This is a genomic window from Stutzerimonas xanthomarina DSM 18231, assembly GCF_900129835.1.
Classification (GTDB): domain Bacteria; phylum Pseudomonadota; class Gammaproteobacteria; order Pseudomonadales; family Pseudomonadaceae; genus Stutzerimonas; species Stutzerimonas xanthomarina.
On record NZ_FQXA01000012.1, the window covers coordinates 1 to 22,798 of the forward strand.

Annotated in this window: 17 protein-coding genes, 1 rRNA gene and 2 pseudogenes; 13 read left to right on the forward strand and 7 right to left on the reverse strand. The window is 60.1% G+C overall.

Going from position 1 to position 22,798, the window contains the following annotated elements; all coding sequences use genetic code 11:
* Positions 1 to 103: ribosomal RNA gene (gene rrf / locus BUE09_RS19745) — 5S ribosomal RNA — on the forward strand; the annotation flags it as partial.
* A 368-nt stretch (positions 104 to 471) separates the two neighbouring features.
* Here rrf and mksF read toward each other — a convergent pair.
* From mksF to mksB, 3 genes are all read right to left on the reverse strand, one after another.
* Positions 472 to 3,324: an Mks condensin complex protein MksF gene (gene mksF / locus BUE09_RS19750; RefSeq protein ID WP_073303842.1), complete on the reverse strand. Its 2,853-nt coding sequence runs from the start codon at positions 3,322 to 3,324 to the stop codon at positions 472 to 474.
* Positions 3,321 to 4,007, reverse strand: coding sequence for an Mks condensin complex protein MksE (mksE, locus tag BUE09_RS19755; protein ID WP_073303845.1), 687 nt, complete (start codon positions 4,005 to 4,007; stop codon positions 3,321 to 3,323). The genes mksF and mksE overlap by 4 nt, the downstream gene beginning before the upstream one ends.
* 96 nt (positions 4,008 to 4,103) lie before the next feature.
* Positions 4,104 to 5,390 (reverse strand): Mks condensin complex protein MksB, encoded by a 1,287-nt coding sequence (gene mksB / locus BUE09_RS19760; protein WP_073303849.1) that lies wholly within the window; start codon positions 5,388 to 5,390, stop codon positions 4,104 to 4,106.
* Positions 5,391 to 5,664: 274 nt separating this feature from the next.
* On the opposite strand from mksB, the gene BUE09_RS19765 reads away from it, so the two are divergent.
* From BUE09_RS19765 to rimI, 5 genes are all read left to right on the forward strand, one after another.
* Positions 5,665 to 6,762 carry a carboxynorspermidine decarboxylase gene (locus BUE09_RS19765; RefSeq protein WP_073303894.1) on the forward strand — a complete coding sequence of 366 codons (1,098 nt, stop codon included), beginning with the start codon at positions 5,665 to 5,667 and terminating at the stop codon, positions 6,760 to 6,762.
* A 28-nt stretch (positions 6,763 to 6,790) separates the two neighbouring features.
* A complete protein-coding gene (locus tag BUE09_RS19770) occupies positions 6,791 to 8,029 on the forward strand; it encodes a saccharopine dehydrogenase family protein (protein ID WP_073303853.1) in 1,239 nt (412 codons plus the stop codon).
* Between the two features lie 205 nt (positions 8,030 to 8,234).
* Positions 8,235 to 9,782, forward strand: a complete 1,548-nt coding sequence (locus BUE09_RS19775) for a 2-isopropylmalate synthase (protein ID WP_073303856.1) — start codon at positions 8,235 to 8,237, stop codon at positions 9,780 to 9,782.
* Positions 9,779 to 10,624 carry an energy transducer TonB gene (locus BUE09_RS19780; RefSeq protein WP_073303859.1) on the forward strand — a complete coding sequence of 282 codons (846 nt, stop codon included), beginning with the start codon at positions 9,779 to 9,781 and terminating at the stop codon, positions 10,622 to 10,624. The genes BUE09_RS19775 and BUE09_RS19780 overlap by 4 nt, the downstream gene beginning before the upstream one ends.
* Positions 10,617 to 11,069, forward strand: coding sequence for a ribosomal protein S18-alanine N-acetyltransferase (rimI, locus tag BUE09_RS19785; protein WP_073303863.1), 453 nt, complete (start codon positions 10,617 to 10,619; stop codon positions 11,067 to 11,069). Before BUE09_RS19780 ends, rimI begins: the two co-directional genes overlap by 8 nt.
* A 99-nt stretch (positions 11,070 to 11,168) precedes the next feature.
* On the opposite strand, the gene BUE09_RS19790 is transcribed toward rimI, so the two are convergent.
* Complete coding sequence (locus BUE09_RS19790; RefSeq protein WP_073303867.1) at positions 11,169 to 11,711, reverse strand: hypothetical protein; 543 nt, start codon at positions 11,709 to 11,711, stop codon at positions 11,169 to 11,171.
* Between the two features lie 184 nt (positions 11,712 to 11,895).
* Here BUE09_RS19790 and otsB point away from each other — a divergent pair, with 184 nt between their 5' ends.
* The 7 genes and pseudogenes from otsB to BUE09_RS19825 form a co-directional block, all read left to right on the forward strand.
* Entirely contained in the window at positions 11,896 to 12,672 is a 777-nt protein-coding gene (gene otsB, locus BUE09_RS19795; protein ID WP_073303870.1) for a trehalose-phosphatase, read from the forward strand.
* 13 nt (positions 12,673 to 12,685) lie between these two features.
* Positions 12,686 to 14,095: an alpha,alpha-trehalose-phosphate synthase (UDP-forming) gene (gene otsA / locus BUE09_RS19800; protein ID WP_073303873.1), complete on the forward strand. Its 1,410-nt coding sequence runs from the start codon at positions 12,686 to 12,688 to the stop codon at positions 14,093 to 14,095.
* An 80-nt stretch (positions 14,096 to 14,175) separates the two neighbouring features.
* Positions 14,176 to 14,823, forward strand: coding sequence for a carbonate dehydratase (gene can / locus BUE09_RS19805; protein WP_073303876.1), 648 nt, complete (start codon positions 14,176 to 14,178; stop codon positions 14,821 to 14,823).
* Complete coding sequence (locus BUE09_RS19810; RefSeq protein ID WP_073303879.1) at positions 14,823 to 15,737, forward strand: DMT family transporter; 915 nt, start codon at positions 14,823 to 14,825, stop codon at positions 15,735 to 15,737. Before can ends, BUE09_RS19810 begins: the two co-directional genes overlap by 1 nt.
* A gap of 346 nt (positions 15,738 to 16,083) precedes the next feature.
* Positions 16,084 to 19,590 carry an AAA domain-containing protein gene (locus tag BUE09_RS19815; protein WP_073303882.1) on the forward strand — a complete coding sequence of 1,169 codons (3,507 nt, stop codon included), beginning with the start codon at positions 16,084 to 16,086 and terminating at the stop codon, positions 19,588 to 19,590.
* 96 nt (positions 19,591 to 19,686) lie between these two features.
* Positions 19,687 to 19,800, forward strand: a pseudogene (locus BUE09_RS20725) (LysE family translocator); the annotation flags it as partial.
* Positions 19,797 to 20,249, forward strand: a pseudogene (locus tag BUE09_RS19825) (gamma-glutamyltransferase); the annotation flags it as partial. The pseudogenes BUE09_RS20725 and BUE09_RS19825, both read left to right, overlap by 4 nt.
* 135 nt (positions 20,250 to 20,384) lie before the next feature.
* On the opposite strand, the gene BUE09_RS19830 reads toward BUE09_RS19825, so the two are convergent.
* The 3 genes from BUE09_RS19830 to BUE09_RS19840 form a co-directional block, all read right to left on the reverse strand.
* Complete coding sequence (locus tag BUE09_RS19830) at positions 20,385 to 20,777, reverse strand: VOC family protein (RefSeq protein ID WP_073303885.1); 393 nt, start codon at positions 20,775 to 20,777, stop codon at positions 20,385 to 20,387.
* Positions 20,778 to 20,968: 191 nt separating this feature from the next.
* A complete protein-coding gene (locus tag BUE09_RS19835; RefSeq protein ID WP_073303888.1) occupies positions 20,969 to 21,295 on the reverse strand; it encodes an RNA-binding protein in 327 nt (108 codons plus the stop codon).
* Positions 21,296 to 21,525: 230 nt separating this feature from the next.
* On the reverse strand, positions 21,526 to 22,488 hold the full coding sequence (locus BUE09_RS19840) for a hypothetical protein (protein ID WP_073303891.1): 963 nt from the start codon (positions 22,486 to 22,488) through the stop codon (positions 21,526 to 21,528).
* Between the last annotated feature and the right edge of the window lie 310 nt (positions 22,489 to 22,798).

The following is a 22,798-nucleotide window of genomic DNA, read 5'->3' on the forward strand; positions in this document are numbered from 1 at the left end:
GAGCGTTGGAACCACCTGATCCCATCCCGAACTCAGTAGTGAAACGACGCATCGCCGATGGTAGTGTGGGGTTTCCCCATGTGAGAGTAGGTCATCGTCAAGCTTCTACACCAAACCCCCGATCTTCGTAAGAGGATCGGGGGTTTGTCTTTGGGCGCATGAAACCTGATAGGCATCGACAACAACCGCGCGCACTCCTGGCGTGCAGAGCCGCAGCAGCAAATATTGGCCGTTAACCTTCTGAGCGGCCGTCGAGCCGCCGCGCTGGAAAGACCTGCTCTCTTTTCAACGGAAGCCTTGGGCCTGGATTTCGTCAGCCGCGCCCGGCTGACAGCTATTCCGCGAGGGGCTGGCCATTTAGGGCCGCTCAACATGACCGTTAACAACTTGGGCACCCCGCCACTACTGAACTGTAGATGGGAGGTAACAGTAGTGCTCAGTCTGAATGAGGCTGAGCACGCGCCCTGAGCATCAGTCCGCGGGCTCGGTGATTTCAGCTGTTCTGTTTTGCCTGGTGGCCAAACAGACAGGCTCGGTTTGCTCACGACGCTTGATGAACTTCCAGTCTGCCTCGTCGATATAAATTCCGCTCGGGCCGCTGCCGCCTTCCAAGTCGATAGCTACGTGCGCTGAGACCTGTGGTTTAACCGAGGCCAGGATCGGCACGAAGCCAAGCTGTAAGCTTGTTTCGATCAATGCTTGCTGGTTACGCTCGTCGATATCGGCCGCTTCGTCCAGATAGTAGGGCAGACGTATACGGCTAGCCTGTTCACGATCCATCAGGTGCAGCAACAGATACATGTTGGTCAGCGCCTTGATGGTCATCGTCGTGCCGTTTGATGCTGCACCGTCGATGTCGGTGTGAATAACCGGTTGGCCGCCAACCTTGGTGATTTCGAAGGCGAGTTCGAACAGGTCCTTTAAGCCCAGCTGGTTGTTATTGGCCGCAACCAGGCGTGCCAGGTACTCCTTGGCCTCCTCGTTCTTGCTGTCCTGTTCGCTGCTTTGCTGCAGGTCGAATACGGAGAGCGTCTCGCCCTGCTCGTATTGCCCAGCGCTATGGATGATCTGATCGATATGCTTCAGCGCATCTTTGTTGGGGGCCAGGACGATACGGAAGCTCTCAAGGTTGGAAACCTGGCGCTTGTTGATCTCGCGGTTGAACAACGCCAACTGATGCTCGAGGCTGTCGTAGTCGCTGCGGATGTTGCGCAAAGTGCGCGCGATATCGGTGACTGCCGCGCGACGTGCCTTGGCGAGCGTCAGGGCTTCGTCCTGGCGATGCGCGTAGGCATTCACCAGCAGCTGCAACCGCCGCTCGGGATCTTCTTCGCTATCGAACTTGGCCACGCCCTTGAGGCGTACCTGTGCGTAGAGCGCTTCGATCTGGCCATCGACGCGCTGCAATGCCTGCCAGCTGTCTTGGTAGTCGTTGAGGAGCGGCTGGAGGTTGTCCAGCGAGTCATCCACCGGGTCCATGAATGGCGTGCCGCAGGGCAGATCGGCTGGAAGCAATTGGCGGCGACGTAATGCGTCTTCCAGCGTGCGTTCCTTGGCTTCGAGATCAGCCAACTGCCGGCCAACCAGCTGCAGCTTCGCCGAGAGGTGTTGTACCCGCTCGGTAAACGCATCGCTGGTCCGCTTGAGTTCGTCCTGCGCCGCCTCCGCCTGGGCCAGCTGCTCGAGCTTGCTATCTTCTTCGGCTGAGAGCGTCTGGCAACGACGGAAATCCTCTAGCGCCTTCTGGGCGTCCAGCACCTGCTGATAAAGCTGCTCGGCCTGCGCTTTGCTCGCAGTACGGTCGACCACAACCGAATGCTGAGCCTTGAGTTGTTTAAGCTCGCGCTCCAACCGATCCTTCTGGTCACGCAGCGCGGCGCGATCGGCCAACGCCTGCAAGGCGGGTGGTTCGATATGAGATAGGTCGATGGATAGACCAGGCACCTCGAAACGCTCGCCCTTGAAGCCGTCAAGCACCGCCTCGAGCGATTTGACCCAGGTTTCGCCATCATCTACAGCGATTCCTTTGTCACCTAGCGGCAGGCTGAATAGCTGCCCGTTGAACAGTCGCATTAGGCGATCGACATCCGCTTGCGAGAATTCCTCGCGCAGGCGCGAATAGCTGTTGTTGTCCGCGTGGTCCAGTTGCTGCCGGACCGACTTGAGCCGCTTTTCAAGGTCGCGCAGGCGCTCGTCGAGGTCATCACTGGAGAACTGGCGCGACTGCGATAGCGCGCCGGCCAATTCGTCATGGGCGTCCTTGGCCGCGAGCAATTGCTGCCCGAGCACATGAGCATCATCGACCAGCGCAAAGCGGTTCTTCAGCGAGGAAAGCTCGCCCAGCCAGCGTTGAATTTCGCTGATCTCACGTTCCAGGCGCATCAGTTCGGCGGTGCCGCCACGCTGCTCGTTCTGTAAACCGTCCTGCTCGCGGCGATAGTGCTCAGCCTGGATGACCAGTTCTTCCTTGCGTGCGCCGGCGTAGTCCTGCCAGGTGCCCAGCAGCGAGTCGAGCAAAGGGGACAGGCGATGCAGCTTGCCGCGCAGCAGTTCACGCTGGGCCACGCCCGCAGCCAGGGCCTCGACCAGCGGACCGGCCGCAACTAGTGCCTGATAATCCTGCTCCATCCGGCGCACGTCGCGGAAGGCTTCTTCGGTGGCGGCGATGTAGTCGACGCTGCCGGAGCGCAGGCTGTGCTCGAAGGCGTCGAGGAAAAGTTGCTTGAGCTTGGCTGCGGTGATCTCGCGCATGTGTAACAGGTTGATGAACAGCGCGCGGAAGGTCTTCAGGCTCTGTTCGCTGGTTGAGCGCAAAGGGATCAGGGTCATGTCCAGCGGGATCGCGGTATGCCCGCCAACCAGTAGACGGCGAAGCTCATCCGGCTTGGCCTCGTAAGCCTTGATGCCGGCGCGTTCCAGGTTGGCGAACAATTCACGCTGGCGTAGGCAGGTGCCGTTCTGCTGGTAGTGATCGAGGTCCAGCGAGCCTTGGTAGACAAAGAACTGGTGGCCGAAGCCGCCACCCGGACCGCGGCCGGCAACGCCGATCACGTGAGGGCCGTGGGGCAGGGCGACTTCGACGAGGATGTAGCTGGTGTCGCTGGCGAAGTAGAACTTGCGCGACTGCTCCAGGCTGTACTTGCCGAAGCTCATGTCCGACATGCGCGCCAGAATCGGAAACTGCAGCGCGTTGATCGATGCGGATTTGCCGAGGTTATTGGCGCCGTATACAGACAACGGCGTTTCCAGCGGAAACATGCCGAGGCTGTAGCCTGCAGTGTTTAGCAAAGCGAAGCGGCGGATGCCGTAGCGTTCCTGGCTCATGCTTCAAGCTCCTTTTCTTCTGCGATGGCACGCGCAAGGGCATCGTCATCGGTTTCGTCCGGGTCACGTTCGAGCAGGATAATCTCGTCTTCTTCCTCGTCGGCGATTAGCTGAGGCGCTGGCAGCGGCAGGTCGCTGCTGTGCAGGCTGGCGGCCAGATCCCGGTCCTGCTGCACCGACAGGCAGACATCGAGGAAGCGATGCATCGGCGGCAGGAAGCGGTAGACGCCGTTGCTGTCTTCGGCGAAGCCCAGCTGGGTCAGGCGGCGGATGATCTTCTCTTCCAGTTCTTCCTGGGTGGTGACTTCGGCCTGCAGAAACAGGTCGCGATACTTGTCCAGCAGCGCCGGCAGTTCATCGCGACCCAGGCTGCCGCCGTCGAGCACGGCCAGCGGGTCGCGGCCCTGGTCGGCCAGGTGCTCGACGAGGATGAAGGTGAACAGCGCCAGGCGCTGAGCGGTCTTGTTGACCTGCGCGCCCATCTGCTCGGGAACGAAATAGTAGAAACCGCGCGGGTCGCAGACCAGTTCGAAGCCGAGCGCCTTGAACAGCGCGCGGTACTGGTCCTGCATGTTGGATAGCTGGGCGTAGCACTCGGGCTCGCTGCGCGACAGGTGATAGCCCTTGAACAGCTCGCGGAAGATCGGCGCCAGCTGGGTCATTTCTTTCAGATCGATGTTCATACGTAACTCAGGCAATCATCGTGTGAAACCGCGAAGCGCATTTCACGAAAGTGGATAGGTCGGGACGGGCGGCAGCTTGACCGTGCGGCACAAGGCTCAACCATTGGCATTAGCTAACAGCGCGAATGAGCTGAGGCTGACCTGATGCTCGCGCGTCAGGTACTCGCGTCGCTCCAGGCGGTCGCGTTGAAAGCGCGCATCGCGGGACAGCCGTGAGAACCAGTAGAGCAGCTCATCGGTCGCGCCATCCGGCTCCTGCTCCAGCAGCCACTGCATCAGGTCCGGCAGTGGCAGCGCTTGTTCGCAGCGCTCGAGCATTTCACGCGCCGTTAGTGGAGAACGCGGTGCGTCGGTCTTGCGCTGGCTGCCAGCGCGTGGGAACTGCGCCGGTTTTGGCTCGAAGCGGGCCAAGGCGTAGACGTAGGCTTCGACCTGACTGGCTGAGCCGAGGAAGGTGCTCTGCGGCCGGGTGAACAGGGGCAGCGAGGCCTGCGGAACGGCGTCGAGCCCTTTCTTGCGGATCGCCGACAGCGCCAACGCGGCGCCGCGGGTTACGGCGTTATGCCGACGAGCCTCCTCGCGCAAGGGCAGCAACAGTTCCCGAGCATGACGCAGGGTCAGTTGTGCAGTGCTCTGCATTTCCAGAATTCGCGCATGAGTGCGCAGCAACAGATCGTCGTCAACCAGCTGGCCAAGCCGCTGTTGCTCGCCGAGCAGCTTCATCAGCACCTGCTCGACGCGGTAAACACCCTGTTCGAAGGCGCCGTCAGCCGCGACCAGCTGAATCATTGGCTCAACGTATTCGTCCCAGGTGGCGAGGACCTCGGCGTAACGCTGACGCAAGGGGATCTGTCGGTCGCTGGTCTTGGCCCGATCGGCGACACCGATAAGCGCCTGTTCGTCGTTGGCGAGCTTTTTCAGCACGTCACGTACGCGCATGTCGAGCAGGCGCAACTGGCGCGCGAGGTCCTGACCGTCGCGGATCTCGAACGCGTCCTGGATGTGGCCGGCCAGGCGTTCGAGATGGCGCAGGTACGCTTCGATTTCCAGGCACAGGCCAAGTCGGTGCTCGCGGCGCAGGTAGGCGAGGAAATCGTGAATCTGCGCGTTCAGCTCGAAGCGGTTCGGGCTCTTCGCCACCGGGACCAATATGTCCAGGCGAATCCACTGATCAAGCAGGGCAGTGATGTCGGTGGGCGTTCCTTCCGGCAGTTGCGCGGCGAGCTGATGACGCAGTTCGATCAGGCTCAGGGTGCCAGCGTCGAAGCGCTCGCACAGCGGCTCGAGCAATGTCCAGTGTTCGGCGAGGGCGCGCAATACGCGCTTGGGTTCGATCATCGAGGCGCCAATCCAACCATGAAAAAGGCGCAAATTGTACTGCATCACCGCCAGGATTGATGGCAGGCGGAGATGATCGGATGCGTCCTGATCGGCATTTAGATCAGCAAACAGGACCGTTCACCGGGACGTCATCTATCACAGGTAGCGTGCGGCGCATCGCTGCCGTTCACCGATTTGGTCACGACCGAACATCATGAAAGTCGACGAAGTGTCGAAATGCTATTTCGGTATGCGCCAGTTATCGGCACAATTCGCCCTTTTTTCCAAACGGGAAGCGGCCGGCTTCCTGTCGGCGACCTTCGCGGGGCACGCACACATGATCAAGACGCCGTATTACCTCATCGATAAACAGAAACTGCTGGGCAATCTCGAAAAGATTGCCTATGTACGCGAGCAGTCCGGCGCCAAGGCGCTGCTGGCGCTCAAGTGCTTCGCCACCTGGTCGGTTTTCGACCTGATGCAGCAGTACATGGACGGTACTACGTCGTCGTCACTCTATGAGCTCAAGCTTGGTCGGCAGAAGTTTGCAGGAGAAGCCCACGCGTACAGCGTGGCCTGGGCCGATGATGAAATTGAAGAGATGGTCGCCAACTGCGACAAGATCATCTTCAATTCCATCGGGCAGCTCGATCGTTTCGAGGCCGCCACTGAAGGCACCATCCGTGGATTGCGCGTGAACCCTCAGGTCAGCAGCTCCGACTATCTGCTCGCCGATCCGGCGCGCCCGTTCAGCCGTCTCGGCGAGTGGGACCCGGAGAAAATCGCCGCAGTCATGGGCAAGATCTCCGGCTTCATGTTCCACAACAACTGTGAGAACGGCAGCTTCGAGCTGTTCGACAAGATGCTGAGTACCATCGAAGAGCGCTTTGGCCATCTGCTCGAGCAAGTTGAATGGGTCAGCCTCGGCGGCGGAATCCACTTCACCGGGGAGGGCTACCCACTCGATGCCTTCTGCGCTCGCCTGAAGGCCTTCTCCGAAAAGTATGGCGTGCAGGTCTACCTGGAGCCGGGCGAGGCGGCGATCACCCTCAGTTCCTCGCTTGAAGTGACAGTGCTCGACACCCTGTACAACGGCAAGAATCTCGCGGTCGTTGACAGCTCGATCGAGGCGCACATGCTCGATCTGCTGATCTACCGCCTCAACGCCAAGATGGCGCCCAGCGACGGCGAGCACAGCTACATGGTGTGCGGAAAATCCTGTCTGGCTGGCGATATCTTCGGCGAGTACCAATTCGATCGTCCGTTGGCCATCGGCGATCGGCTGTCGTTTATCGACGCAGCGGGTTACACAATGGTCAAGAAAAACTGGTTCAACGGCCTGAAAATGCCGTCCATCGTTGTAAAGCAGCTCGACGGCAGCGTCGAGGTGGTTCGCGAATTCAACTTTGACGATTATCTGTCCAGCCTTTCCTGAGGCAGCGGCTTAAGGAGTGACAAAACAATTGAAGAAAAACGTTCTTATCATTGGTGCAGGAGGTGTCGCCAAGGTGGTGGCCCATAAGTGCGCGCAGCACAACGACGAACTCGGTCGTATTGCTATCGCGTCGCGCAGCATCTCCAAATGCCAGGCCATCATCGACAGCGTGCAGGCCAAGGGCGGATTGAAACAGCCCGGTGAGATCAAGGCCTACGTGCTGGACGCCCTGGACGTAGAAGCGACCAAGGCGATGATCCGCGAAACCGAATCGCAGATCGTCATCAATGTGGGCTCAGCCTTCCTGAACATGGCCGTACTGCGTGCCTGCATCGATACCGGCGCCGCGTATCTCGACACGGCTATCCATGAAGAGCCGAACAAGATTTGTGAAACGCCGCCGTGGTATGGCAACTACGAGTGGAAACACCTGGCCGAGTGTCAGGAAAAGGGCGTCACCGCCATTCTGGGCGCCGGCTTCGACCCGGGCGTGGTCAATGCATACGCCGCCCTGGCGCAGCAGGAATACTTCGACAAGATCGAGTCGATCGATATTCTGGACGTCAACGCCGGTTCGCACGGCAAGTATTTTGCGACCAACTTCGACCCGGAAATCAACTTCCGCGAATTCACCGGTCAGGTCTACAGCTGGCAGAACAGCCAGTGGACGACCAACCGCATGTTCGAGGTCAAACGCACCGACAACCTGCCAGTCGTGGGCGAGCAGAGCCTCTACCTGACCGGCCATGACGAGGTGCATTCGCTCTCCAAGCACCTCGACGTACCGAACGTCCGCTTCTGGATGAGTTTCGGTGACCATTACATCAATGTCTTCACTGTGCTGAACAAACTCGGCCTGCTTTCGGAGCAGCCGGTACGCACAGCAGAAGGCCAGGAAATAGTGCCGCTCAAGGTGGTTAAAGCCGTGCTGCCTGATCCCGCTTCGCTGGCGCCTGGCTACACCGGCAAGACCTGCATCGGCGATCTGATCAAGGGCACCAAGGACGGCCAGCCGCGCGAGCTGTTCATCTACAACGTGGCCGATCATGAAGAAGCCTATGCCGAGACGGACAGCCAGGGCATTTCCTACACGGCTGGCGTGCCGCCGGTAGCCGCCGCGCTGCTGGTAGCACGCGGCGAGTGGGATGCGCAGCGCATGGTCAACGTCGAAGAGCTACCGGCCCAGCCGTTCCTCAAGCTGCTCGATGTGATGGGGCTGCCGACTCGCATCAAGGATGAGCACGGCGACCGTGCCTGGAACCAGTAAGCCAGCAAAAAATTGCACGCAAGAACGAAAGGCCCCGCTGCTTTGGCAGCGGGGCCTTTTTACTTTGCCCGCGGCGCAGCGGTGGATGTAAAAAGCGACATCCACCCTTGAATCCAGCTGCGCCTTCCCGCCCCGTCCATTTCACGCGACAATCCGCGGACGACAGCGCCCCCTGAGAGGCGCTCGGCAGCCGTGAGGATTTCCTATGAGCAGCAATGATCGCGTCATCATCTTCGACACCACCCTGCGCGACGGCGAGCAGAGCCCCGGCGCGTCCATGACCGGTGAGGAAAAGCTGCGCATCGCCCGGGCGCTGGAGCGGCTGAAGGTGGACGTGATCGAGGCGGGCTTCGCTATCGCCAGTCCGGGCGATTTCGCCGCCGTCAAAGCGGTGGCCGACCATATCAAGGACAGCACCGTGTGCAGCCTGGCGCGCGCCGTCGATGCCGACATCGAGCGTGCCGCCGAAGCACTGGCCGGCGCCAACTCCGGGCGCATCCACACCTTCATCGCCACCAGCCCGATCCACATGCAGTACAAGCTGCGCATGCAGCCGGACCAGGTGGTCGAGCAGGCAGTGCGTGCGGTGAAGAAGGCGCGCAGCCTGTGTGCCGACGTGGAATTCTCCTGCGAGGATGCCGGCCGCTCCGAGATCGACTTCCTCTGCCGCATCATCGAGGCCGCCATCGACGCCGGTGCGCGCACCATCAACATCCCGGACACCGTCGGCTATGCGATTCCGCATCAGTACGCCGAGACCATCCGTCAGCTGCTTGAGCGCATTCCCAACGCGGATAAGGCCGTTTTCTCCGTTCACTGCCACAACGACCTGGGTCTGGCAGTCGCCAACTCACTGGCCGCTGTAGTTGCCGGTGCTCGGCAGGTCGAGTGCACCATCAACGGCCTCGGCGAGCGTGCTGGCAACGCCGCGCTGGAAGAGATCGTCATGGCGATCAAGACCCGCCAGGATCTGCTCGACGTGCACACCCGGATCGAGACTGAGCACATCCTCAGCGCCTCGCGTCTGGTCTCCGGTATCACCGGCTTTCCGGTGCAGCCGAACAAGGCCATCGTCGGCGCCAACGCCTTTGCCCATGAATCCGGCATCCATCAGGACGGCGTGCTCAAGCACCGCGAAACCTACGAAATCATGTCCGCCCAGTCGGTTGGCTGGAATGCCAACAAGATGGTCATGGGCAAGCACTCGGGGCGCGCTGCGTTCCGTTCGCGGCTTGAGGAGCTGGGCATTGTTCTGCCGGGTGAGGGCGAGCTGAACGCGGCTTTTGCCCGTTTCAAGGAGCTGGCGGACAAGAAGCACGAGATCTTCGACGAGGACTTGCAGGCGCTGGTGTCCGACACGCTCGCCGAGGACGTGCAGGAGCATTTCAAGCTGGTCACCCTGGAGGTGGCAAGCAAGACCGGCGAAGTGCCGGATGCCAAGCTTGTACTGAGCGTCGACGGCAGTGAGCAGGCGGCTTCGGGGCAGGGCTCGGGACCGGTCGACGCGACCTTCAAAGCCATCGAATCGGTGGCCAATTCGGGCGCTACGCTGCAGCTGTATTCGGTCAACGCCATCACCAAGGGTACCGACTCGCAAGGCGAGGTCACGGTGCGGCTGGAGAAGGGCGGACGCATTGTCAACGGCAACGGTGCCGACACCGATATCGTCGTCGCCTCGGCCAAGGCCTACCTGAACGCGCTGAACCTGATGCAGCTTGGGGCCAAGGCACATCCACAGGTGGCCGGGATTTGATTAGCGAAAGCCGGCGCCGGGCCTTCCTCGGCGCCATGCAGATCACCACCTGGTTACCGCGCACCGAGCTGCCCTTTGCCGCGCCTTCTCGGCCGGAACTGCTGCATTTCTTCGAGCCGGAAGCCGAGCCTACGCCAGCCATCGAGCCTCGGTTAGTGCCACAGCCGACACGCTCGGAGCCCGAGCCGGTAGCGCCTACGCCAGTTGCTTCGACGAGCCCGGCTGCAGATGCGGTTCGCTCGGTCATGCCTCGCGTTGCCCTACCCGAGCCGAAAAAGCCAGCGGTTAAGACCCGCGAGCCCAAAACGGTCGCCGCCGAGCAGAAAGCGGCGCCCCCTCGCTTTGCCTTGCAGCTACTACGTGCGGGCAATGTGTTACTACTGGTCGAGCTGCCCACGGGCGAGTCGTTCCAGAGCCGGGACCCTGCTTATATCCTGCTGAAGGACCTTTTGCGCGCCGCCAGACTGCCCGATAAGCCGCAGCAGGTCGGCGATGGCGAGCCGATCCGCTGGCCGCTGCTCCATCGCGGCAGCCTCGATCAAGGTGCCGAGGCCGCGCGCGACTATGTGCAGGGCGTGGTCGCCGCCGAGCTGGAGGATATGGGGTGTGCGTGCCTCTGGCTCATTGGTTCACCCGCGCTGCGGTTCGCGGGCGAAGTCGAGGCCGATGCCTGCTACCGCGAGTTGACCATTGAAGGCCTGGGCGTTGCGTTGACCATACCGGGGCTGGAACAGTTGATGGAGCAGCCCGGCAGCAAGGCGCAGCTGTGGAAAGCCATGCGCCGCAGCATGCCGCGCTGGGTGATTGGTTTGGGTGAGTCCACGAGTAGTGTTCATGAGTGATGCAGTGAGCTTCCGTCCGATGACCGCGGCGGATATCGAAACCGTGCTACAAATCGAATACGCGGCGTTCAGCCATCCCTGGACCCGCGGCATCTTCACCGACGCACTCACCGCCTATGAGTGCTGGGTGATGTTCGAGGGCGAGCAGCAGGTTGGCCATGGCGTGATCAACGTCATCCTCGACGAAGCCCATCTGCTCAACATCACCGTCAAGCCACAGAGCCAGGGACACGGGCTTGGCTTGCGACTGCTGGAGCATCTGATGCAACGCGCTCATGAGCGCGGAGGGCGTGAATGTTTTCTGGAAGTGCGCGCGAGCAATACCTCAGCTTACCGCCTGTATGAGCGTTACGGCTTCAATGAGGTTGGACGTCGCCGTGGTTACTATCCGTCTGCCGAAGGGCGGGAGGATGCGCTGGTGATGGCCTGTACGCTGATCGACTGAGTCGCGAAGGTCTGACGCAAGAAGGCCCGACTCGAAAGAGTCGGGCCTTCTTTTGTCGCCAAGCATCTATTGCATCTGGCAGCCAGTAGCTCTCCGGGACTACTGCCCCGGTGCCTTGTCCCGGCCAGAATCCAGCGGGGCGTCACCGCCGAGTTCGTCGTCGTCCATCACGTCATCATTTTCATGCAGCACGGCATCGCCGCCGCCAAGACCGGTGTCCTCGTCACCGTCTGCCGGCCCGTCCCACGGTTTGCCGTCCAGTGGATCGGCGCGGCCCGCTTCGGCTTCGTCCAGGTCTACATCGGCACCGATGCGATGTTCCGATACCTCGCTCAGATCCTGATCAGCCGGCCCGCCATGACCGCGCTCGTGTGGCGAGCGAGAGCCATCGTCCGGAATCAGCGTTTCCGGCGCCATGTCGTCCATCGTGGTCTGGCCGCCAGGCACTTCGCCCGTCGTCATCCCGGCTTCGGCCACCCGCTCCGGCGGAAACTCGTCGTTGATATCTTCGGCAGGTACTTCATCGCCGATGCGGCCTTTAGGGTCGTCCCGATGCTGATCGAAATCGAGCTGTTCGATGGAGCCCATGCGGTCCTCGGTAGTATCGATTTCCGTTGGGGTGTATGGCTTGGAATCGTTCATGACAACCTCCTGCTAGGACTCTGGTCTTGCAGGTTGTGACCCGGTGACGATGTGAAGATTCAGGCCGGCCGCTGGCCGGTTCTGGCTTTATGAACCAAGCTGCAGTGGCTGTGCTTATTGAGTCAGAGGCGGCCGCCGCGATAAAAAACGCGAACCACCACCGTTGATCGGGGGTCCCAGCTACATGATTAAACAAGATGATCAACCCGAGCTAGAGGCTGGGAGCTGCGCTTTTTTCTTCGATGTCGATGGCACGCTCGCTGATATCCAGCCGCGTCCAGAACTCGTTTTCATCCCGCCTCGTTCGCTGGCCGCGCTGGATCATCTGAGCGCCAACGGCGTTCCGGTTGCAGTCGTGTCAGGCCGGCCAATCAGTCAGCTCGATGCGCTGCTCACGCCTCTGCAACTGCCGGCAGCCGGTGTGCACGGCGCCGAACGTCGTACCGCAGCCGGGGAGCTGCAAAACCTTGCCCTCGATCACGAAGTGCTCGACGCCATCCAGCGTGAGTTGGCGCAGGCCTGTGCCGAGCATCCAGGCCTGTCGCTGGAGAACAAAGGCGTCGCCTTTGCCCTGCATTTCCGCCTGGCCCCTGAACTGGAAGAGACGGCGCGTCACGTGGCCGAAGATTTCGTCTCCCGTTTTGGTGAGGTGCTGGCGCTTCAGCCTGGCAAGTGCGTATTCGAACTCAAGCCTCGCGGCGCCAGCAAAGGCGAAGTCATCCGTACCTTCATGCAAGAGGCGCCATTTGCCGGGCGGACGCCCGTCTTCATTGGCGACGATTTGACTGACGAAGCGGGCTTCAAGGTGGTCAACGAGCTGGGCGGGGTCTCGATCAAGGTGGGCAGTGGAGCGACCGAAGCGACACAACGGCTGGAGTCGGTAGACGCTGTTGCCGCCTGGCTGGACCGGTTGCAGAGCACGCTGCTCGAGCCGCAGGAACATCCAATAAAATCAGATTGAAGCGAGAACTACCATGAGCCGACTAGTAGTGGTTTCCAACCGCGTAGCGCCGATCAAGGCGGGGAAGGTCGCTGCTGGCGGACTTGCGGTGGGTGTGTATGACGCGTTGCGCCAGGCCGGTGGTATCTGGTTTGGCTGGAGCGGCGATGTCAGCAGCACCCCACAGACCAGCACCGAGACCGTCGGCAATATCACCTACGTCACCATGGGCCTGACCAAGCAGGACTATGACCAGTATTACCGCGGGTTTTCCAACGCCACGCTCTGGCCGATCTTCCATTACCGTATCGACCTGGCTCGCTACAACCGGCAGGAGTACGAGGGCTACAGACGGGTCAACGCGATGCTGGCGGAAAAGCTCAAGCCTCTTCTCAAGCCCGACGACATCATCTGGATCCATGACTACCACCTGATTCCTTTCGCCGAAGCCTGCCGCCAACTGGGCATCCGCAACCGCATTGGCTTCTTTCTCCACATTCCGTTCCCGCCACCGGAAATCCTCACCGTCATTCCGCCGCACAACGAGCTGCTCAAGACGCTGTGCTTCTATGACCTCATCGGCTTCCAGACCGAGACCGATCGGCTCGCATTCCAGGATTACATGACACGCGAGGTGCGCGGCATCCTCGAGTCGGACGGCAGCCTGACGGCGTACGGGCAAAACTTCCGCGCCGGGGTCTATCCCATCGGCGTGGTGCCAGATGAGATCCAGGATCTGGCCGAATCCTACAAAGGCCGTACCAAGCCCATGCGGCGTACCACCGACGTGAGCCGCAAGAAGATCATCAGCGTCGATCGACTGGATTACTCAAAGGGGCTTGTGGAGCGGTTCATGGCGTACCAGGCATTCCTGGAGCGCTACCCGGAGCACCGACGTGCAGTCGAATTTATCCAAATCGCCCCTACGTCACGGTCGGATGTAAAGACCTATCAAGCGATCAGGCAGCAATTGGAAAGCCAGGCCGGGCACATCAACGGCTGGCTGTCTGATCTGGACTGGACGCCGCTGCACTACCTCAACAAAAGCCACGACCGCCGCGCCTTGATGGGCCTGTTTCGCCAAGCCGACATCGGTTTCGTTACACCGCTGCGCGACGGCATGAACCTGGTCGCTAAGGAATTCGTCGCGTCCCAGGACCCGGAAGACCCCGGCGTGCTGGTGCTGTCACGCTTCGCCGGGGCCGCCCGCGAGTTGACCTCGGCACTGATCATCAACCCCTACGATTGCATCGGCATGGCTGAGGCGCTGGACCGCGCGATGCGCATGTCGCTGACCGAGCGCAAAGATCGCTACGAGCACATGATGCGGGCGATACGCGCCGCAGACCTGGATGCCTGGCGCGACAATTTTCTGCGCGACCTGCGAGCGTTTTCCTCCCGGCCGCGCGCGGAAGTGCCCTCCAACCCGCTGTTTCTGGTCTGAGCTGTGTGACGCGCCGCCGCACGTCCTTTGTCATAATGCGGACCGGTTCATAATCTGAATCCCGAAATGGAAGGCAATCGATGAGTAACGATCTTCAACAGCTGATTGAGAACAACGCGCGCTGGGCTAAAGCAATTCTCGAAGAAGACCCGACGTTCTTCGCCAAACTGGCCAAACAACAGACGCCTGAGTATCTCTGGATCGGTTGCTCTGATGCGCGGGTGCCGGCCAACGAGATCGTCGGCATGCTGCCGGGCGACCTGTTCGTTCACCGCAACGTCGCCAACGTCGTGCTGCACACCGATCTCAACTGTCTGTCGGTCATTCAGTTCGCGGTCGATGTACTCAAGGTCAAGCACATCCTGGTTACGGGCCACTATGGTTGCGGCGGCGTGCGAGCCTCGATGCGCGACGACCAGCTGGGACTGATCGACGGCTGGCTGCGCACCATTCGCGACTTGTATTACGAGCACCGTGAACATATCTCGACCTTTCCCACCGAGGAGGCGCAGGTCGACCGCCTGTGCGAGCTGAACGTGATTCAGCAGGTCGCCAACGTGAGCCATACCAGCATCGTCCAGAACGCCTGGCATCGTGGCCAGCCGCTGTCGGTGCATGGCTGCATCTACGGCATCAAGGATGGCATCTGGAAAGACCTCAACGTCACCATCAATAGCCTCGACCAATTGCCACCGCAATATCGTGTACGCCCATATCGGCCGCTCTGATGGCCAACCGAAATGGCTGGGCCATGGCTGGCCTGCTGCTTGCTGTGCTCTGCTGGAGCGGCAATGCTCTGGTGGCGCGCGCGTTTCATGATGCTATCCCGCCCCTGACCCTGTCGTTCTGGCGGTGGACGCTGGCCACCTGCCTACTGCTGCCATTCGTGGCACGCTCCATCTGGACGCATCGCGCCACGCTGCGTGCCGCCGGCTGGCGCCTGCCGGTAGTCGCGGCATTGGGCATCAGCAGTTACAACTCGCTGCTGTACTCCGCTGCGCAAAGCACCGAAGCCATCAACCTCACCCTGGTCAACACCTGTCTACCGTTGTTTACTTTTATTGGCGGCGGCTTGCTCCTGGGTGAATGGCCGGCTCGTCGCGCCTGGTTTGGGATGACCATCGCTGCCGGTGGCTTGGTCTACTTGATCAGCCGCGGTAGCTGGGATGCCTTCGCCAATCTGGCCTTCAAGACTGGCGACCTCATCATGCTCGTGGCGGTTCTGGTGTGGGCGCTGTACACCCTGTCGCTGCGTCGCTGGAGCAGCTTTCTCCAGGTTCCGCCCCTGACGCTGTTAGGCGTGCTGATGGCAATCGGTACGCCGCTGATTCTGCCGTTCTACTTGTATGAGCTCAGTCATGTCGGGGGCTTTACACCGAGCCTGACCAACCTCAGCGTAATCGCCTACACGGCGGTCTTCGCCTCGCTGATCGCGTATCTGTCCTGGAACCACGGCGTCAAAACCGTTGGCGCAGCCAAAGCGGCAATGGCGACTTATCTGATGCCGGTTTTCACTGCGATTCTCGGCTGGCTGCTCTTGGGAGAAGGCTTGCAGCTGTTCCACTGGATTGGCGGCGGACTGATTTTTGCCGGTTTGCTGCTCGCGACCCAGACCCGCGTGCGCAGCGCGATTTCGCGTTAGGTGAGGCACGCTCCCCGCTAGCCGGGCTCGTTGCTGGTATGCCGGGAAGCCTTCATACGTCTACTTCAGAGCGGCTACAGGTGCCGTTGGATCGGCCCTGGCAAACCGCTTCAGCGTGGTCAGCCGGTTACAGCCGGCACCGATGTGAGTTTTTTTCAACCACTCAAGCTACCGCCGACCACTGCGTGAGTCGCGCCGAGCACCGCCTTATACGCGCTAACCCTTATGCTAGAGGCCTTGGTGGCCTTGCTTCTGATTGGCCTTACGCGGCTTGAGTCGCTACGCTCGAACCTGCTTTTCATATCCTCCACTTCATGTTGCATCAGAGGCCGTGTTGACTCCGACGATGAACGACTACGCTTTCAAGCTCGCCAGCTACTGGCGAAACTCGCTGGCCGATGCCGAAAACGGCAATGGCGCCTTGTCCCTCAATCAGGCTGAAAAGCTCCTCGCCGTACTGGCCGATCCCCTCGCCTCGGGTTGCCTGCCGGAAGGTCTGGTCAGTCAGCTATTCGCAAGCGAGCCTGACGACACCCCGCTTGTCGAAATCACGCTGCGCCCATGGGTTTACCAGGCCCGCCGCGAGCATGGCCGGGTTCGCAATGGGCTGCCCGCGATTATCACTCCGGTTATCTGCCAGGTTTCGGTGAGTCGCGATGGTCGGCTGCATCCGAATGGGCAAACCATGATGCCGCGCGACATTCTCGAACCGCTGGACCGCGACAACTTCGCCATTGGCGCGCAGGCCGACCTGGATGCGTTTCTGTCCGGCGAGGATGTCAAACGGTTCGACCCGCCTGTAGATGCCGAAGCTCTGAGCGACGAACAGCATCAGGAGAACTGGCGTGAATATCTGCAGTTCTGCATGAAGATGTTCCGCGAAGTCAGCAACGGGTGGGACGGTAAAGCGGATGGCTTCGAGTTGGCCGACTTTGGCTATCTGTTCAAGGAGGAGAAGGTCGAGGGCTTCAGCCGCAATATCGTCGCGCTCTATGACCATCTGCGTGATACCCGGCCCGCGGTGCCACTGTTCGAGCGCTTCGCCCAGCGCGAGCGCAGCCCTGACGAACCGTGCCTCCCGGCCAATGGACTGTTTGCCGAACGACTCGCTCATGCGGGCGACGAATACGCCCTGGCGCCTGCCCAGCGGGACAGTCTGACCCATCTGCTAAATGGGCGATCCAGCGATATCCTCGCCGTCAACGGACCGCCCGGTACCGGCAAAACCACGTTGCTGCTTTCGGTCGTCGCGTCGCTTTGGGCCAAGGCCGCTGTGGCGGGTGGGGAGCCGCCGGTGATCGTTGCCAGCTCCACCAACAACCAGGCCGTGACCAACATCATCACCGCCTTCGGCAAGGATTTCGCGACAGGCAGCGGTCCGTTCGCGGGCCGCTGGTTGCCGGATATCAGGAGCTTTGGCGCCTACTTTCCCAAGGCGTCGGCGGAAGCGGAGATGTCCCGCACTTACCAGACTCGGAGCTTTTTCACCGAGATCGAGTCGCAGGACTACCTGGACAAGGCCCAGCAGGCGTATCTCGCGCACGCCGCCGAAGCCTTTCCAGACATGCAGAGCCCGAGCGTTGCGAACACGGTCGAGCGCCTGCGCGATGCGATACGCGGCCACCAGCAACAGCTCGCGAATATCGAGCAGGCCTGGACCAGGTTGGTCGAGGCACGCCATGCGATCCAGACCTTGCTGGGCGATGACCCTCAGGCCGCCATCGCGCAGCTCCAAAAACAGCTGCACGCCTGCGACCAACAACTTGCTGATGCCCAAGCGCTGCTGACGCGCTTCAAGCATTACCTCGCCCATGAACCGCTGCTCTACACCCTGTTCGGCTGGTTTGGCCCGGTTGCCGGCAAACGGCTGCGTCTGGCGAAACTGCAGTTCAATGAAACCGCTGCCGACCTGCAAAGTGCTGCCAGTGTGGGGGAAATCGAGGCCAGGTTGACCGTCGCTATAGCGCAAGCCAGCAAGGCACAGAAGACCGCCGAAGCGCAATTGCAGCAGGCGCAGGGACTGCTGCAGGCCGAACAGCGCCAGCTGGCGAACTGGCAGAACGTGGTCGCCGTATTGGCGATCCCCGCGGACAAGCCCGCCACCGAAGTTACCCTCAACGATTGCGACAGCTGGGCGGACACCTCTTTGCGCTTCGAGATATTCCTGCTGACCACTCATTACTGGGAAGGGCGCTGGCTGATGGAGGTCGCCGAGAACCTGTCGGAGATTCTCAAAAGCCGTAACAAGACGGGTCGCAAGACGCTGGAGCAGAACTGGCGGCGCTGGATGAAGCTCACACCCTGCCTGGTTGCCACCTTCTTCATGCTGCCAAAGGAGCTGCGTTGCAAGCGGCATGACGGCAATGGCTTCGTCGAGGCCTATGCACTCGACTTCATCGACCTGCTGATCGTCGATGAGGCCGGGCAGGTCTTGCCCGAGGTGGCTGCACCGTCGTTCGCGCTTGCTCGGCAGGCGCTGGTGATAGGCGATACCCAGCAGATCGAGCCGATATGGTCGATCCCGACAGCGGTCGATATCGGCAACCTGATTGGCGCGGGTTTGCTGGCGCGTGACAACGTCGATGACGATTATGCCGCCTTCTGTGAGGGCGGCCGCAGTGCCGCCAATGGCAGCGTCATGGCAATTGCCCAGGCGACCAGCCGCTATCACTACGATCCCGATCTCGCGCGCGGCATGTACCTCTACGAGCACCGTCGCTGCTACGACTCGATCATCGAGTACTGCAATGCCCTTTGCTACAAGGGCAAGCTGCAACCGCGCCGGGGCTCGAAGCCGGATGGCGGTCTGCCGGGGCTTGGCTATCTGCACATCGACGGAATTTGCCAGCAAAGCCACGGCGGCAGTCGCCATAACCTGCTGGAGGCGCAGACGATCGCCGCGTGGCTCAAGGCCAACGAAGCCGATCTGACAGAACGCTATGGAAAGGAACTCTGGGAAATCGTTGGCGTGATCACACCGTTCGGCGCGCAGACGCAAGCGATCACCCAGGCATGTGCGGCGTTGGGCATCGGCACCGGCAAGGGGGATGGAGAAATGACGGTAGGTACCGTCCATTCCTTCCAGGGGGCCGAGCGGCCGGTTGTGATCTTTTCCTCGGTCTACTCCAAGCATGCCGACGGCCAGTTCATCGACCGCAAGGACAGCATGCTCAACGTAGCGGTATCGCGCGCCAAGGACAGCTTTCTGGTATTCGGCGACATGGATTTGTTCAGCCTGCAACCCGTCAGCAAACCGCGTGGGCTGCTGGCTCAGTTTCTGTTCGCTGATCCTGCGAGCGAGCTGATTTTCGAGCAGCAGGCCAGGCAGGATTTGCAGACGCCACGGACCGGTCTGATCCACCTGCATGACGTTGCGGAGCACGACGGCTTTCTGAAGCAGACGCTGGAAACGGCTCGTCATCAGGTACAGATCGTCACGCCCTGGCTCATTGCTCGATGGATGCAGGAAAGCGGTGCGCTGGAGCGGCTAAGCCAGGCCGTGCAGCGCGGCGTTCAGGTCACTGTGTATACCGACTTGCGTTTCAACACCGGCATCGAGCGCAGCCGACCCGAAGGCAATCCGCAACGCGTAGCTGAATTCAGGGACGCGATCGCCGCGCTCAGATCGCACAGCGTCGAGGTACGCATCGTCCATAAAGTGCACAGCAAGATCGTCATGGCCGACGACGAACTCTTGTGTGTAGGCTCGTTCAACTGGCTGAGCGCGCAGCGCCATGGCGACTACGTGCACCACGAGACATCCATGGTCTATCGCGGTGCGGATGTCAGTGGCGAACTGGTAGTCAACCGAACCAGCCTCATGCAACGGGTGATTCGCCGTGGCGATATCTGACGGCGGCCAGTCGGGTGTATCACCGAGCCGCGGCACGCCTCCGGGACCTCGGTATATGATCGATCCCTTGCCTTCGACTATTTGAATGACTGACTCATGATCGACCTTCCGCTGATGCTCGCCTTTATCGCAGCCGCCTCTCTGCTCACCGTTACACCCGGAGTGGTTACCGCCATTGTGTTGCGTACGGCGACGCTGGAAGGGCGGCGTCCAAGCCGGGCGTCGCCAATGCGTTCGGTGTGGTCGGTAGCGACGCCAATGCCATCGAGCCAGGCAAGCGCATGCTGTCCTCCATGAGCCCGAGCATCGTCACGAGCGACGGCAAGGTCAGCCTGGTACTCGGTACACCGGGCGGTTCGCGCATCTTTACCTCGATCTTCCAGGTGCTGAACAACGTCTACGACTTCGACATGCCGCTGGAAAAAGCCGTGGCCGCACAGCGCGTGCACCACCAGCTGTTGCCGAAGGACACCATCTACTACGACGCCCACGCCCCCGTCACCGGCAAGGTTGCCGACGAGCTGAAAGCCATGGGCTACACGCTCGAGGATCAGGGCTGGCTGATGGGAGATATCCAGGCGATACGCGTCGACGGCACGCGCCTGCAGACCGGGTCAGACCCGCGCGGGCGTGGCGTGGGGATGGTCGTCAAACCTTGATGATGGCAGGGGAGATGGCGCGCGGAGGGAATCGCAGCCGTCTCGTGAAACGTTATGCGCCGCAGTGATCTACGGCACATGACGTTCAGCTTTCAACGCCGCACATGGGGCGTGCGGCATTGAGAGAGGGGGAGATTACTGCGGGCGGTAGATGGCGCACAGCTTATTGCCGTCAGGGTCGCGCACATAGCTGAGGTGCAACGCGCCGAGGCTGGTTTCGCGCAGTCCCGGCGGCTCCTCACAGGTGGTGCCGCCATGGGCGACGCCTACATCGTGAAACGCCTTGACCTGCTCGGCCGAGCTGCACTTGAAGCCAATCGTGCCGCCGTTGCCGACAGTCGCTTCCTCACCGTTGATGGGCTCGGTGACACCGAACAGGCTGCCGTCGTGGCGATAGAACAGACGGGTGTGCCCGGACGGCGCCACATTGCGCAGCGGCTCGCCTGCGCCAAGTACGCCGAGCACGGCATCGTAGAAGCGCTTCGACCGTTCAATATCATTCGAACCGACCATTACATGGTTGAGCATGGGGGCCTCGCTAGGTGATTTGGATTGTGCGGGTATGAAGCAAGCACTCTAGCATCGGGAGGAAGAGGGGGGGCAATGGTGGTTTGGATGGTGAGCCTGGATGTTCAACCAAAGATTAGCGGCCGCTAGCGGCCAGAAGCGGTCAGAGCTTAACCTTCAAAATGAGGGGGCACGGCCCTCTCGATGGATGGTTAGGCTGGGCCATTGCTAGGGATGCGTAGAAGACGATAAATCTTTAAAATCTTGATTATCGGCTCCGGGTTTTGAAAAGCGACGAATATATCGGAACTGAATCCCCCTCGTTCGTCGAACAGCGTTTCCACATCCGCAATCCATTCGGCCGCAGAAAGGAACTTCTTCCCTTCGGAAAGTTGATACAGATTGGAGACGTGCCCTCGCTGCACTTGATTGAGCTCCGAAACCAACAACCAGAATTCATCTCCTTCTGCGCCGATGACGGTTCCCTTGTACTCTGTAGCGTTTTTGAAGACCGAAACGGTATCATTCTCTTTCAGCATGTGCACGCGCTCGCAATGGGTGTCTTGTTCGCGAGCTGTGATGACTTAGCCCTGCAAACTCATATTCGTGACAGACTGCAACCTTCTTGCCCATATCTCGAACGCGCTTCACAGCCCTCTCTTATTTGAGCAGGCTTACGTTCGCATTAACTGGTTCCGGAAAGTACAGCGTAGCGACGCTTTCCGGCATCCTACTCGAATTCAGTTAATTAAGCTGTAATTCTGCGGTTTCAAGCAGAATGCTTAGCATTGCCGCAATTCAGCGACAAAAAACCATTCGTTTTGGAGGTGTAGTCGTCCCCCGGACTAACCCCCATAACAGCCCCAAACCATCCTTTTCCCGCTTCTGATTTCACACAGAAATCTTCGAATACCTGTTGCAGCGGAAAGATAATATGTCCGTTAACCTCATCATGCTTATCACACCGGCAGAAATATATAGTTTCATTCCCCTGCGTGCGATATCCATCTAGCTTACGAAGCTTTCGGTCGTTGGGATCGAAGCTCTTGTAGGTGACCTGAGCGGACAAAATTCGTCCTGAGTTCGAAATTCCCAGAATATCAATATCTTTCATTGTTCGCCCGACTGGCATCAGCGTATGTCGAAGGACTGGTAGACCGCGGGCCCCGGCCTCTGCTGTTCGGAGATACTCCATGCACATGACCTCTTGAAGGTCGGGGGTTAAGCAACCTAGTTCACTCGGGGGCGCACCTTTAGCAAGTGCAATAACGCGCTTACCGACTTTGCGCCACCGGCAAAAAGTATCCTGCCGTGGCTGAACGGCTGTCAAAGAAATTGCTTCTTCCGCAGCAAGATTTCGAACTTGATTCATGCGAAGTGACTTCAGCGCGGCAGCCCGGCCTTTGCGGTTATTTTTATTCCCCCATTTTCCCCAGAAAAGTTCGACCGGTGATCCTGGGAGGATATACCCGACTTTTCCGCCTGACCTCCCGCGGTAAGTGGCGAATATATATCCGCCGTCTCGCGCCAAATTCAGCAAGCGTTTTAGTGCAAATTGCGCATGTCCCGCATAGTCATCGGGGTTTAGGCTTTGAGAATCTCCTTGCTCAAACGTTCCGCTTTCATCATGGGGATAGTGGATTGCAACGCGATCCTCCAGCCACAGCGCTTCCAATGTTTCTTTATCCACATCAAGCGCGGAGCTATGGCGAATGAAATATGTTTGTTCCACTTTTCCTCCTTGCCAAGAACAATAGTGAAGTCTTTCAGTTAATACATCGGGACAAGCTTTTTACTAACATTCTTTGTGTAGAATGCGGTTATCAACGGGCAACCGTGTGGCGAAATACAGTCAGGCAGGGCTTCGTCAGGCAGTAAACTTAAACGAGTTGAAGTCCCTTGTCCTGCCTGGACAGGATCCTTTTAAAACAGAGATCAACTGAGCTGGTGAACGAGCCCCCTGAAACACCGGACATTGTTTCCCCCTTACCATAAGGGATAGGCAAACGGTCGTGTTTATGACTACCAGCAAAGACAGACAT